The organism is Citrobacter sp. TBCP-5362 (genome assembly GCF_005406305.1).
GTDB lineage: Bacteria > Pseudomonadota > Gammaproteobacteria > Enterobacterales > Enterobacteriaceae > Citrobacter_B > Citrobacter_B koseri.
The window spans coordinates 1431781-1445163 of record NZ_CP040234.1; the positions used below are offsets into that span (position 1 = coordinate 1431781).

A 13383-nucleotide genomic window follows, 5' to 3' on the forward strand; every position below is an offset into this window, starting at 1 on the left:
TGACTGATAACTTTTGATAGCGCTATCTTTGTGAATATGATCACAGATAAGGTTTCAGCGCTTGAATAAAGTTTGCTCATATCTGGCAATCACGCGAGGAGGATATGTGCTCAATCACTGGCTAACTGATGCAACCATCATGCGGCAGGCGAGAGTGGAAAACTGGCCGCAGGCGCTGGAAATATGCGCCAGACCGCTGCTGGATGCTGGTGTTATCACACCTGAATATGTGACGGCGATTGTTGAGCAGCATCATAAGCTGGGCGCGTATTACGTTCTGGCGCCGGGTCTGGCGATGCCGCATGCGCGACCGGAAGAGGGAGCAAAGGGATTAGGCTTGTCGTTGTTAAAGCTGGAGCAGGGGGTCTCATTTGGGGCGGGCGAGTTCGATCCGGTGGATATCATCGTGATGCTCGCGGCACCCGACAAACACAGCCATATTGAAATGATTTCGGCGCTGGCAGAGTTATTTTCCAGCGATGACGATATGGATAAATTACATCAGGCGAAGTCGCTGGAGGAAATAAAAACAATAATCGCACGTTTCTAATTTAATTACGCATTCCGAATTACCTGACACATTACGCGCCTGCGTGATGCGGGCGTACTCTACTTAAAAGAAGGTGATGATAATGAAAATTATGGCTATTTGCGGTTCTGGCCTGGGCAGTAGTTTTATGGTCGAAATGAATATTAAAAAAGTGCTCAGGAAGCTTGAAATTGATGCCGATGTTGAGCATTCCGATCTCTCCTCGGCGACGCCTGGCGCTGCGGATCTGTTTGTCATGGCGAAAGATATTGCCGCCAGCGCCAGCGTGCCGGAAAGTCAACTGGTGGTGATTAATAACATTATCGATATTAATGAACTTGAAGCGCAGCTGCGCGCCTGGTTCGCCAAACAATAACCTTATTGCAAGCGAGGCGGATATGTTTATCCTTGAAACGCTGAATTTTGTTGTTGATATCTTAAAAGTGCCCTCGGTGCTGGTGGGGTTAATTGCCTTAATTGGCCTTGTCGCGCAGAAAAAAGCGTTTTCCGATGTGGTGAAAGGCACGATTAAAACTATTTTAGGTTTTATTGTACTGGGCGGCGGCGCAACGGTACTGGTCGGGTCTTTAAATCCACTCGGCGGAATGTTTGAACATGCGTTTAATATCCAGGGGATTATTCCAAATAACGAAGCGATTGTTTCCATCGCTCTGGAAAAATACGGGGCGTCTACGGCGCTGATCATGGCCTTTGGCATGGTGGCAAATATTGTGGTCGCCCGTTTTACCCGTCTGAAATACATCTTTCTGACAGGACACCATACGTTTTATATGGCCTGTATGATCGGTGTAATCCTGACGGTTGCCGGTTTTGACGGCGTTGGTCTCGTCTTTACCGGATCGCTGATTCTGGGGCTGGTGATGGCCTTTTTCCCGGCGCTGGCGCAGCGCTATATGAAGCGTATCACCGGCACTGATGATATCGCGTTTGGTCACTTCGGCACGCTGGGTTATGTGCTGTCCGGCTGGATCGGCAGCCTTTGTGGTAAAGGTTCCCGCTCTACCGAAGAGATGAACCTGCCTAAAAACTTAAGCTTCCTGCGCGACAGTTCGATCTCTATCTCTCTGACCATGATGATTATCTATCTGATCATGGCGGTGAGCGCAGGGCGTGAATATGTCGAGAGCACCTTCAGCGGCGGTCAGAACTACCTGGTCTACGCCATCATTATGGCGATCACCTTTGCGGCGGGCGTGTTCATCATCCTACAGGGCGTACGTCTGATTCTGGCGGAAATCGTACCGGCCTTTACCGGATTCTCAGAAAAACTGGTGCCGAACGCCCGCCCGGCGCTGGACTGCCCGGTCGTCTATCCGTATGCGCCTAACGCGGTGCTGATTGGCTTCCTGTTTAGCTTCCTCGGCGGCCTGGTCGGTCTGTTCCTGCTCGGACAGATGAAGCTGGTGCTGATCCTGCCGGGCGTGGTGCCGCACTTCTTTACCGGTGCGACGGCTGGCGTATTTGGTAATGCCACTGGCGGGCGGCGCGGCGCGATGATCGGCGCATTTGCCAACGGTCTGTTGATCACTTTCCTGCCCGTTCTGCTGCTGCCCGTGCTGGGGGCGATCGGCTTTGCGAATACGACCTTCTCAGACGCTGATTTCGGCGCAGTGGGGATTGTGCTGGGCAATCTGGCGCGCTACCTGTCGCCGCTTGCCATCACAGGGCTTGTTGTGGCGTTGTTCGTGCTGCTGGTGGCGTACAACGTGTTTGCGAAAAACAAATCTGCGGGGGGTAACACGCAGGAGAATACCGGAGCCAAATTATGAATGTGAATGAAGTTACTCAACTGGCGCGCGATATTCGCGTTGCCACTCTTAAGTCATTGACGCAGCTTGGCTTTGGCCACTACGGTGGCAGCATGTCGGTAGTGGAGACGCTGGCGGTGCTGTACGGCGCGGTGATGAAGATTGACCCGGCCGACCCCGACTGGCCGGAGCGCGATTACTTTGTGCTGTCTAAAGGTCATGCTGGCCCGGCGCTCTACAGCACGCTGGCGATTAAAGGTTACTTTCCGACAGAAGAACTGAACACGCTTAACCAGAACGGCACCCGTTTGCCGAGCCATCCAGACAGGTTAAAAACGCGCGGCGTGGATGCGACGACCGGTTCACTGGGGCAGGGGATCTCGATTGCCGGGGGGATGGCGCTGTCGCACAAACTTGCCGGGCGCCCGAATCGGGTATTTTGTATCGTCGGCGACGGCGAGCTGAATGAAGGGCAGTGCTGGGAAGCGTTTCAGTTTATCGCTCATCATCGCCTGAACAACCTGACGGTGTTTATCGACTGGAACAAGCAGCAACTGGACGGCGAACTGGATGAGATTATTTGCCCGTTCGATCTGGAAGGGAAATTCCGCGCTTTCGGTTTTGATGTTGTCACCGTGAAAGGCGATGACATTGCCCGGCTGCTGGAGGTCGTTCAGCCGGTTCCGGCGGCGGATGCCCGTCCGCGCGTGGTGATCCTCGACAGTATTAAAGGACAGGGCGTGCCCTACCTGGAGCAATTAAGCAACTCCCACCACCTGCGTCTGACCGATGAGATGAAAAAGGCGCTTAACGAGACGATTCGCCAACTGGAGGCCGCGCATGATTAAGGTTGCACCCGCGGGACAAAAAGAGAGCATGGAAATGCGTAAAGTGTACGCCGGATTTGTGGCGGAGCAGATAGAGGCCGGAAGCCAGATTATCGCACTTGAAGCGGATCTCATGAGTTCTATGGCGATGGACGGCGTTGCGAGGGATTATCCTCAGCATGTGATCAACTGCGGCATTATGGAAGCCAATGTGATCGGCACTGCGGCAGGGCTATCGCTCACCGGACGCAAACCGTTTGTCCATACCTTCACCGCCTTTGCCAGCCGTCGCTGTTTTGATCAGCTGTTTATGTCGCTCGATTACCAGCGCAACAACGTCAAGGTGATTGCGTCGGATGCCGGCGTGACTGCCTGCCATAACGGCGGCACCCATATGTCTTTTGAAGATATGGGCATTGTGCGCGGGCTGGCGCATTCGGTCGTGCTGGAAGTGACTGATGCCGTCATGTTTAAGGATATTTTGCGCCAGCTTATCGAGCTTGAGGGTTTTTACTGGGTTCGAACCATCCGCAAACAGGCCCCGAGCATTTATGCGCCGGGATCGACGTTCACCATCGGTAAAGGGAATGTTCTGCGTGAAGGCAGTGATATCACGCTGATTGCCAACGGCATTATGGTTGCCGAGGCGCTGGAGGCGGCGCGCCAGCTGGAGCAGGATGGCGTGAACGCGGCGGTTATCGATATGTTTACCCTCAAGCCTATCGACCGCATGCTGGTGAAAAATTACGCGGAGAAAACCGGGCGAATCGTCACCTGTGAGAACCACAGCATTCATAATGGACTTGGGTCGGCCGTGGCTGAAGTGCTGGTTGAAACGTGCCCGGTGCCCATGCGCCGCGTCGGCGTTAAAGAGCGTTATGGTCAGGTCGGGACGCAGGATTTCTTGCAGAAGGAGTATGGTTTGACCGCAGAGGCCATTGTGGAAGCGGCGAAAACGCTGCTGTAATAACGATGTATTGTTGCCGGATGGCGCTACCGCTTATCCGGCCTACAATAACCTGACTCGTAGGCCGGATAAGACGCGCCAGCGTCGCCATCCGGCATTTTTGATCAATGGTATCCCATCAACTGCGCGCCGATAACCACCACGCTGGACATGATAAACAGCAACCCCAGCAGCGTCGCGCCAACCTTCAGCCAGTTGCGAAAATCGACCCGGCACACGCCTAATGTCGCCATTAACGATGCGGACGTTGGATAGATGATGTGACTGAAGCCATCGCCAAACTGGAAGGCCAGTACCGTAACCTGACGGTTTACGCCTACCAGATCGCCTAACGGAGCCAGAAGCGGCATCGTTAACGCCGCCTGACCGGAACCAGAGGTGACAAAGAAATTGAATACGGCCTGAAACAGCAGCATAAACCATGCGGCGACAGCGTTGTTCAGACCGCTAATACCGTGAGCAATACTGTTCAACAGGGTATTTAACACGCTGGCGTCGCCCGCCTCGCCGTTGCCCACGAGCAATAAAATACCTTTGGCGAAGCCGACCAGCAGGGCCGGGGCAATCATCATTCTGGCGCCTTCGGTGAACGAGGAGGCCATGATGTTCACCGTCATACCGTTGAGACGGAAAATAACCCCAATGATGCCAATGACCACGCCCATCGTGAAGAACTGGCTGGCAATCTCAGGAATAAACCACGCGTGAACAATCACTCCCCAGATAACCCAAATCATCACTCCGGTCAGCACAATCAGCACCAGCCAGTCGCCAGCGGTGAAAGGACGTTGGGCGATTTCGTCCTGCTTCTCACGGAAATAGCGATCGGATTCATGGACGCGCGACAGATGGGGGTTCTTTTTCACCCGCGCGGCATAGGTCAGGGTAAAAAGAAGACCAATCAGCGTGGAAACGAACCACACAACAATGCGCAAGCCAGAGCCGGAAAGGACCGGTACGCCCGCAATCCCCTGCGCGACCACGACGCAAAACGGGTTCATCCATGAACTGGCAAAACCAATCTGGGTGGCGATATAGGTGACCAGTACGGTGGTAATGCTGTCATAGCCCAGGCGTACCATCAGCGGCGCGATAATAATCGCAAAGGCGACGGCCTCTTCCCCCATACCAAAAACCGCGCCGCCCAGTGAGAAGAGGATGAACAGCACCGGGATAAACAGCACCTCATTGCCGCGCGTATGGCGTATCAGCGCCAGAATACCATTATCAATGGTGCCTGTGCGCATGACGATGCCGAACGCGCCGCCGATCACCAGCATAAACATGATGATGCCGACAGCCGTGCCGAATTTAGAACCGGAGGTTAATCCTTCGAACGGGAAATTCATTAAGCCGGGTCTTTCATCGCCGGTTGTAAAGAGCTGGACGCGGTGATACTGCGCTTCACCGGCTTCGTTGGTGAGAATACGAAAAGAGTGGGGATCGACCACTTTTCGGGTTTTCGTCTGCCCGTCAACCTGATACTGCACCTCCTGGCTGTCGAACATTCCGACGGGAACAACCCAGGTGGCAAGACTGGTCAGAATGGCGACGAAAAAAATAATCACCAGCGTATCGGGCATCGCCCATTTTTTGGCAGGCCGCGATTGCGATTCTGTTACTGCGGACATAACACACTATCCCTGTTGCAAGGCAAAGAGATAATTATGCGAACAGAGGAATAGTTATTCATTGATACAGCGCAGCTAAGCGGGAAAATCGGATTTCGTTCATGCCGGTTCGGCGGGCATAAAAAATCTGGAAATAATCGCTATTTCCAGACCTTAGATATGAAGTGCTGGCCGGATAAGGACGCCTTAGCGTCGCTATCCGGCACACAAAGCAGATTATTGCTGTTGCTGTGAAGACTGAATCGCGGTCAGGGCGATGGTGTAGACGATATCATCTACCAGCGCGCCACGGGACAGGTCGTTCACCGGCTTGCGCATACCCTGTAGCATCGGCCCGATGGAGATCAGGTCGGCAGAACGCTGTACCGCTTTGTAGGTGGTGTTACCGGTGTTCAGATCCGGGAAGATGAACACGGTCGCGCGACCTGCAACCGGAGAGTTCGGCGCTTTGGATTTCGCAACATCAGCCATGACTGCGGCGTCGTATTGCAGCGGGCCGTCGATCATCAGGTCAGGACGTTTTTCCTGCGCCAGACGGGTCGCTTCACGCACTTTCTCTACGTCGCTGCCTGCGCCAGAGGTGCCGGTGGAGTAGGAGAGCATTGCAACGCGCGGTTCGATGCCGAAGGCAATTGCGGATTCCGCAGACTGGATGGCGATTTCAGCCAGCTGTTCTGCCGTCGGGTCCGGGTTGATCGCGCAGTCGCCGTAAACATAAACCTGTTCCGGCAGCAGCATGAAGAACACGGAAGAGACCAGAGAACTGCCTGGCGCTGTTTTGATCAGCTGTAGCGGCGGACGAATGGTGTTTGCCGTGGTGTGAACCGCACCGGAAACCAGACCGTCAACTTCATCCTGTTCCAGCATCAGCGTACCGAGAACCACGTTGTCTTCCAGCTGTTCGCGGGCGACGGTTTCGGTCATGCCTTTGCTCTTACGCAGCTCAACCAGACGAGCAACATAGCTTTCGCGAACCACTTCCGGGTCGACGATTTCAATGCCTGCGCCCAGTTCTACGCCCTGAGAGGCGGCAACGCGGTTGATCTCTTCCGGGTTACCCAGCAGGACGCAAGTCGCGATGCCACGTTCAGCACAGATGGCTGCCGCTTTAACGGTACGCGGTTCGTCGCCTTCCGGCAGAACGACGCGTTTACCGGCTTTACGCGCCAGCTCGGTCAGCTGGTAGCGGAATGCAGGCGGAGACAGACGACGGCTGCGCTCAGAGGTCGCGGTCAGGGATTCAATCCAGTCAGCGTTGATGTAGTTAGCAACGTATTCCTGAACTTTTTCGATACGCTCATGGTCATCAACCGGAACTTCCAGGTTGAAGCTCTGTAGGCTCAGAGAGGTCTGCCAGGTGTTGGTGTTCACCATGAATACCGGCAGGCCGGTTGCGAAAGCACGTTCGCACAGTTTAGAGATGCGCGCGTCCATTTCGTAGCCGCCGGTCAGCAGCAGAGCGCCGATTTCCACGCCGTTCATTGCCGCCAGGCAAGCCGCAACCAGTACGTCAGGACGGTCAGCAGAAGTCACCAGCAGAGAACCCGCACGGAAGTGCTCCAGCATGTGCGGAATGCTGCGCGCGCAGAACGTGACAGACTTCACGCGACGGGTGTTGATATCGCCTTCGTTCACAACGGTAGCGTTCAGGTGACGCGCCATGTCAATTGCACGGGTTGCAATCAGATCGAAGCTCCACGGCACCGCGCCCAGAACCGGCAGCGGGCTGGATTCCTGGAGTTTAGCCGGATCGACTTTCACCACTTTCGCTTTGGAAGAGTCGTCGAAAATCTCAGACAGATCCGGGCGGGTACGGCCCTGCTCATCAACCGGTGCGTTCAGTTTGTTAACAATAACGCCGGTGATGTTGGTATTTTTCGCGCCGCCGAAGCTGCTGCGAGTCAGTTCGATACGCTCATTCAGCTGTTCCGGGGTGTCGGTGCCCTGAGACATCACGAAGACGATTTCCGCATTCAGCGTTTTCGCGATTTCGTAGTTCAGAGACTGAGCGAACTGGTGTTTACGCGTCGGAACCAGGCCTTCAACCAGCACCACTTCCGCATCTTTGGTGTTCGCGTGATAGTTCGCGATGATCTCTTCCATCAGCACATCTTTCTGATTGCTGGACAGCAGAGATTCAACGTGGCTCATCTTCAGCGGTTCAGCCGCCGGGACAGACGAGTTTGCACGAACGATAGCGGTAGTCTGGTCTGGCGCATTGCCACCCGCGCGCGGTTGAGCGATTGGCTTAAAGACGCTCAGACGAACGCCTTTGCGTTCCATAGCACGGATGACGCCAAGGCTGACGCTGGTCAGGCCGACGCTGGTTCCGGTAGGGATCAGCATAATAATACGGGACACGGTTTATCCTCTTTCGTTACCGCCGGTTTCAGGCGGGTTACAAAACAGCACCGCCAGCTAGGCTGGCGGTGTAAAATCAGGCAGTCAGACGGCTCGCGTCTTGCGCGATAACCAGTTCTTCGTTGGTTGGGATAACCACCGCAGGACGGGTACCTTCTTTGTTGATGAAACCAGATTTGCCGAAACGGGCAGCCAGGTTACGTTCGTGATCGACTTCAAAGCCCAGCACGCCCAGTTTGCCCAGAGACAGCTCACGCACCATCGCCGCGTTTTCACCGATACCGCCAGTGAAGACCACTGCGTCCAGACGACCTTCCATCAGCGCGGTGTAAGAGCCGATGTATTTCGCCAGACGGTGGCAGTATACGTCCATCGCACGTTTCGCATCTTCTTTAGCGGTGTAGTTGTCTTCAACATAACGGCAGTCGCTGGTGACTTCGGTCAGACCCAACAGACCTGATTCTTTGGTCAGCATTTTGTTGATCTGATCGATGTTCATGCCCAGGTTGTCATGCAGGAAGAAGATGATTGCCGGGTCGATGTCACCGGTACGGGTGCCCATCACCAGACCTTCCAGCGGGGTCAGACCCATAGAGGTGTCAACGCACTGGCCGTTGCGGATTGCAGAAACGGAACCACCGTTGCCCAGATGGCAGGTGATGATGTTCAGTTCTTCAACCGGCTTGTTCAGCATTTTTGCGGCTTCCTGAGTCACATAGTAGTGGCTGGTGCCGTGGAAACCGTAACGACGTACGCCGTGTTCTTTGTACAGGCTGTACGGCAGGGCATACAGGTAAGACTCTTCCGGCATGGTCTGATGGAACGCGGTGTCGAACACGGCAACGTTCTTTTCTTTCAGTTCCGGGAAGGATTTCAGCGCTTCAGTAATCCCGATCAGGTGAGCCGGGTTGTGCAGCGGAGCGAACGGCGCAGCGTCTTTGATGCCCTGGATAACGGAGTCATCAATGACCACGGAGCTGGTATACTTCTCGCCGCCGTGTACGATACGGTGACCAATTGCGGTCAACTGCGCAGACAGTTCTGGTTTTTGTGCCAGAATAGTATTAACAATAAAGTTCAGCGCTTCACTGTGAGCGGCGCCTGCACCTAAAGCCGCTTCTTGTTTATTGCCGTCCATTTTCCATTTGATACGTGCTTCAGGAAGATGGAAACATTCGGCTAAACCAGAAAGGTATTCTTCACCGTTCGCTGCATCGATGATTGCAAATTTCAGTGAGGAGCTACCGCAGTTCAGAACCAGTACTAACTTACTCGACATGGAAGTACCTATTTATGATACGTGGCTAAAAAAACGTCAGTGAGCCATAGAGCGTAACGCATGATGACGCTGACGTTTATGATTAACATCATGCGCAATAATCTTTTTCGGCATGATGGAAGAAATACCTTTGAGTCTATGCCATTTTGCGTATTTTTCAGCCAATGGCATACTATATGTAAATTTGACGACTCAATGATTTTGGACTACTGGCCTTAGAGGCCGACACAGGATACCTGATAGTGGGTATCAATGACAAAATGTTTTGAACGATGTCCCTTGCAGTTGTTGTTTTGCATAAATTTTTGAATTTTTATATGTGAAGTTGAGGTAAAGCCATGTCGACACCGGATAATCGCTCCGTGAATTTTTTTAGTTTGTTTCGCCGGGGGCAGCACTACGCAAAGACGTGGCCGATGGAAAAGCGCCTTGCGCCGGTCTTTGTTGAGAACCGCGTGATTCGTATGACGCGTTACGCCATTCGCTTTATGCCGCCGATCGCGGTGTTTACGCTGTGCTGGCAAATCGCGCTGGGCGGTCAGTTAGGCCCGGCGGTTGCCACAGCCCTGTTTGCGCTCAGTTTACCGATGCAAGGCATGTGGTGGCTGGGAAAACGCTCCGTTACGCCACTCCCGCCTTCCATCCTGAACTGGTTCTATGAGGTTCGGGGAAAATTGCAGGAAGCCGGGCAGGCGTTGTCGCCAGTAGAAGGCAAGCCGGATTACCAGGCATTAGCTGACACGCTTAAGCGCGCCTTCAAACAACTGGATAAAACTTTCCTTGATGATTTGTAATTGACCCCTGATTACGCATATAAAAGAAGGCATACCAATGCCTTCTTTTTTTGACCGCAGTAGAGTGATACAGGAGTCCCAAAATGGAAATGACCAACGCTCAACGTCTGATTTTGTCTAACCAGTACAAAATGATGACCATGCTCGACCCGACCAACGCCGAGCGTTATCGCCGTCTGCAAACGATCATTGAACGCGGCTACGGCTTGCAGATGCGTGAGCTGGATCGTGAGTTTGGCGAACTGAAGGAAGAAACCTGCCGCACGATTATCGATATCATGGAGATGTATCACGCCTTACATGTGTCCTGGACTAACCTGAAAGACGCGCAAACTATTGACGAGCGTCGTGTGACGTTCCTCGGGTTTGATGCCGCAACCGAAGCGCGTTATCTGGGCTACGTTCGCTTTATGGTGAACGTGGAAGGGCGCTATACCCACTTTGATGCCGGTACGCATGGCTTTAATGCCCAGACGCCGATGTGGGAAAAATACCAGCGTATGCTGAATGTCTGGCACTCCTGCCCGCGCCAGTATCACCTGAGCTCGAACGAAATTAATCAGATTATCAATGCCTGAGGGGGTGAGCGTGCAGTGCAAAGGCTTTCTGTTTGATCTGGATGGAACGTTGGTTGACTCCTTACCCGTTGTAGAGCGGACATGGTGCAACTGGGCCGATCGTTTTGGCCTCACGCATGATGAAGTGCTGAGCTTTATTCATGGCAAGCAGGCTATCACTTCTCTGCGACACTTCATGGCGGGAAAGCCGGAAGAGGAGATCGCCGCAGAGTTTACCCGTCTGGAACAGATAGAAGCGACGGATACGGCAGGGATTGTGGCGTTGCCGGGCGCGGTCGAATTGCTGAACCATCTCAATAAAGCCGGTATCCCCTGGGCTATCGTTACCTCAGGCTCGATGCCGGTTGCGCGGGCGCGCCATCAGGCGGCCGGCCTTCCTGCGCCAGAGGTGTTTGTTACCGCCGAGCGCGTGAAGCGCGGCAAACCGGAACCGGATGCCTATCTGCTGGGCGCCCAACTGCTCGGCCTCTCGCCGCAGGAATGCGCGGTGGTGGAAGACGCGCCTGCCGGGATTCTCTCCGGGCTGGCCGCCGGGTGTCATGTCATTGCGGTCAATGCGCCTGAGGACACGCCCCGCATTGCGGACGTCGATTTTGCCCTGAGCAGCCTTGAGCACATTTCCGTGACCAAACAGCCCAACGGAAACGTGGTCGTTCTTAGAAATACCTGAACATGATTTAGCCCCGCATTGTTGGGGCTTTTTTATGGCAGAATCAGTCCATCCCTCTCATTTAACAAGGATATGTTGTGAACGGTGAATTGATATGGGTTCTCTCCTTACTGGCGATTGCCGTTATCTTGTTTGCGACGGGCAAAGTGCGCATGGACGCGATTGCTTTGCTGGTCATTGTCGCCTTTGTTCTGAGTGGAACATTGAGCATCTCAGAGGCCTTTTCCGGCTTCAGCGATCCTAACGTTGTTCTGATTGCCGCCTTGTTCATTATCGGCGACGGACTGGTGCGTACCGGCGTCGCGACGGTCATGGGCGCCTGGCTGGTGAAAATGGCCGGTAGCAGCGAAGTCAAAATGCTGGTGCTGCTGATGATCACCGTTGCCGGGCTTGGCGCGTTTATGAGTTCAACCGGTGTGGTCGCGATTTTCATCCCGGTGGTGTTAAGCGTTTCTATGCGTATGCAGACCTCGCCTTCACGCCTGATGATGCCGCTCAGTTTTGCCGGTCTTATCAGCGGCATGATGACGCTGGTGGCGACGCCGCCCAACCTGGTGGTGAACAGTGAACTGCTGCGCGAAGGGCTGCACGGTTTTAGCTTCTTTAGCGTCACGCCGATTGGGCTGGTGGTGCTGTTCCTCGGCATTATCTACATGCTGGTGATGCGCTTTATGTTGAAAGGGGATGATGCGTCGCAGCAGCGTGATGGCTGGAAGCGTCGCGCCTTTCGCGATTTAATCAAAGAGTACCGTCTGACCGGTCGCGCTCGTCGGCTTGCCATTCGCCCAGGTTCGCCGATGGTCGGCCAGCGTCTGGATGACCTTAAGCTGCGTGAGCGCTATGGCGCGAACGTGATCGGCGTTGAACGCTGGCGGCGCTTTCGGCGCGTTATTGTTAACGTCAATGGGGTGTCGGAATTTCGCGCCCGCGATGTGTTACTGATCGATATGTCTGCCGCCGAGGTGGATCTCCGGGAATTTTGCAGCGAGCAACTGCTGGAGCCGATGGTTTTACGCGGCGAGTATTTTTCCGATCAGGCGCTGGATGTGGGGATGGCGGAAATCTCCCTGATTCCCGAATCGGAACTGATTGGCAAATCGGTGCGCGAGATCGGTTTTCGTACGCGTTATGGCCTGAATGTCGTCGGTCTGAAGCGTGACGGCGTAGCAATCGAAGGGTCGCTTGCTGATGAAGCGCTGTTAATGGGCGACATTATTCTGGTGGTGGGAAACTGGAAGTTGATTGGTCAACTGGCGAAGCAGGGCCGTGACTTCGTGGTGCTGAATATGCCTGTGGAAGTGAGCGACGCCTCCCCGGCGCACAGCCAGGCGCCGCATGCGATCTTCTGTCTGGTGCTGATGGTTGCGCTGATGCTGACCGATGAGATCCCTAACCCGATCGCGGCAATCATTGCTTGCCTGCTGATGGGGAAATTCCGCTGTATTGATGCAGAAAGCTCCTACAAAGCGATTCACTGGCCGAGCATTATCCTGATTGTCGGGATGATGCCTTTTGCGCTGGCGTTGCAAAAGACCGGCGGCGTTGATCTGGTCGTTAAAGGATTGATGGATGTCGGCGGCGGCTATGGCCCCTATATGATGCTGGCATGTCTGTTTGTGCTGTGCGCCACCATCGGGCTGTTTATTTCCAATACCGCGACCGCCGTGCTGATGGCGCCGATAGCCCTTGCGGCAGCGAAGTCGATGGGGGTGTCACCGTATCCTTTCGCGATGGTGGTGGCAATGGCGGCGTCGGCGGCGTTCATGACGCCGGTCTCCTCGCCGGTAAACACGCTGGTTCTGGGGCCGGGGAATTACAGTTTTAGCGACTTTGTTAAGATCGGGGTGCCGTTTACGATAATCGTTATGGCGGTATGCGTGGTGATGATCCCGGTGCTGTTTCCGTTTTGATTTTTTGCCGGATGGCGCTATTCGCTTATCCGGCCTACAAATGTAGCAGTAGGTCGGATAAGACGTTT

General features: G+C 54.2%; 12 protein-coding genes. 9 read left to right on the plus strand and 3 right to left on the minus strand.

Annotation, left to right across the window (positions count from 1 at the left end; genetic code table 11):
• The first annotated feature begins 106 nt into the window (after positions 1-106).
• From FD428_RS06960 to FD428_RS06980, 5 genes are all read left to right on the plus strand, one after another.
• Positions 107-550: a PTS sugar transporter subunit IIA gene (locus FD428_RS06960; protein WP_024130154.1), complete on the plus strand. Its 444-nt coding sequence runs from the start codon at positions 107-109 to the stop codon at positions 548-550.
• Positions 551-632: 82 nt separating this feature from the next.
• Positions 633-905, plus strand: coding sequence for a PTS sugar transporter subunit IIB (locus FD428_RS06965; RefSeq protein ID WP_024130155.1), 273 nt, complete (start codon positions 633-635; stop codon positions 903-905).
• Between the two features lie 22 nt (positions 906-927).
• On the plus strand, positions 928-2319 hold the full coding sequence (locus FD428_RS06970) for a PTS ascorbate transporter subunit IIC (RefSeq protein ID WP_012131474.1): 1392 nt from the start codon (positions 928-930) through the stop codon (positions 2317-2319).
• Positions 2316-3146 carry a transketolase gene (locus FD428_RS06975; protein WP_049008599.1) on the plus strand — a complete coding sequence of 277 codons (831 nt, stop codon included), beginning with the start codon at positions 2316-2318 and terminating at the stop codon, positions 3144-3146. Before FD428_RS06970 ends, FD428_RS06975 begins: the two co-directional genes overlap by 4 nt.
• Entirely contained in the window at positions 3139-4092 is a 954-nt protein-coding gene (locus FD428_RS06980; protein WP_110493999.1) for a transketolase family protein, read from the plus strand. The genes FD428_RS06975 and FD428_RS06980 overlap by 8 nt, the downstream gene beginning before the upstream one ends.
• 104 nt (positions 4093-4196) lie before the next feature.
• On the opposite strand, the gene yfcC is transcribed toward FD428_RS06980, so the two are convergent.
• From yfcC to ackA, 3 genes are all read right to left on the minus strand, one after another.
• On the minus strand, positions 4197-5723 hold the full coding sequence (yfcC, locus tag FD428_RS06985; protein WP_047462338.1) for a putative basic amino acid antiporter YfcC: 1527 nt from the start codon (positions 5721-5723) through the stop codon (positions 4197-4199).
• A 216-nt stretch (positions 5724-5939) separates the two neighbouring features.
• A complete protein-coding gene (gene pta / locus FD428_RS06990) occupies positions 5940-8084 on the minus strand; it encodes a phosphate acetyltransferase (RefSeq protein WP_024130156.1) in 2145 nt (714 codons plus the stop codon).
• 76 nt (positions 8085-8160) lie between these two features.
• A complete protein-coding gene (ackA, locus tag FD428_RS06995; protein WP_012131481.1) occupies positions 8161-9363 on the minus strand; it encodes an acetate kinase in 1203 nt (400 codons plus the stop codon).
• A gap of 338 nt (positions 9364-9701) precedes the next feature.
• Here ackA and yfbV point away from each other — a divergent pair, with 338 nt between their 5' ends.
• The 4 genes from yfbV to FD428_RS07015 all read left to right on the plus strand — a co-directional run bounded on the left by yfbV (position 9702) and on the right by FD428_RS07015 (position 13315).
• The gene (yfbV, locus tag FD428_RS07000; protein ID WP_003028087.1) at positions 9702-10157 is read left to right on the plus strand and encodes a terminus macrodomain insulation protein YfbV; all 456 of its coding nucleotides are present in this window, start codon (positions 9702-9704) and stop codon (positions 10155-10157) included.
• 83 nt (positions 10158-10240) lie between these two features.
• A complete protein-coding gene (locus FD428_RS07005; protein ID WP_012131483.1) occupies positions 10241-10735 on the plus strand; it encodes a YfbU family protein in 495 nt (164 codons plus the stop codon).
• On the plus strand, positions 10728-11405 hold the full coding sequence (locus tag FD428_RS07010) for a sugar phosphatase (RefSeq protein ID WP_012131484.1): 678 nt from the start codon (positions 10728-10730) through the stop codon (positions 11403-11405). Before FD428_RS07005 ends, FD428_RS07010 begins: the two co-directional genes overlap by 8 nt.
• Before the next feature lie 77 nt (positions 11406-11482).
• Positions 11483-13315 carry an SLC13 family permease gene (locus tag FD428_RS07015; protein ID WP_012131485.1) on the plus strand — a complete coding sequence of 611 codons (1833 nt, stop codon included), beginning with the start codon at positions 11483-11485 and terminating at the stop codon, positions 13313-13315.
• Positions 13316-13383 lie beyond the last annotated feature (68 nt).

Bases quoted from the DNA above. Each gene is read 5' to 3' on its own strand.
- yfbV (WP_003028087.1), top strand. From the start codon at position 9,702: ATGTCGACACCGGATAATCGCTCCGTGAATTTTTTTAGTTTGTTTCGC.
- FD428_RS06970 (WP_012131474.1), top strand. From the start codon at position 928: ATGTTTATCCTTGAAACGCTGAATTTTGTTGTTGATATCTTAAAAGTG.
- FD428_RS06965 (WP_024130155.1), top strand. From the start codon at position 633: ATGAAAATTATGGCTATTTGCGGTTCTGGCCTGGGCAGTAGTTTTATG.
- FD428_RS06980 (WP_110493999.1), top strand. From the start codon at position 3,139: ATGATTAAGGTTGCACCCGCGGGACAAAAAGAGAGCATGGAAATGCGT.
- FD428_RS06975 (WP_049008599.1), top strand. From the start codon at position 2,316: ATGAATGTGAATGAAGTTACTCAACTGGCGCGCGATATTCGCGTTGCC.
- yfcC (WP_047462338.1), bottom strand. From the start codon at position 5,723: ATGTCCGCAGTAACAGAATCGCAATCGCGGCCTGCCAAAAAATGGGCG.
- FD428_RS07005 (WP_012131483.1), top strand. From the start codon at position 10,241: ATGGAAATGACCAACGCTCAACGTCTGATTTTGTCTAACCAGTACAAA.
- ackA (WP_012131481.1), bottom strand. From the start codon at position 9,363: ATGTCGAGTAAGTTAGTACTGGTTCTGAACTGCGGTAGCTCCTCACTG.
- FD428_RS07010 (WP_012131484.1), top strand. From the start codon at position 10,728: ATGCCTGAGGGGGTGAGCGTGCAGTGCAAAGGCTTTCTGTTTGATCTG.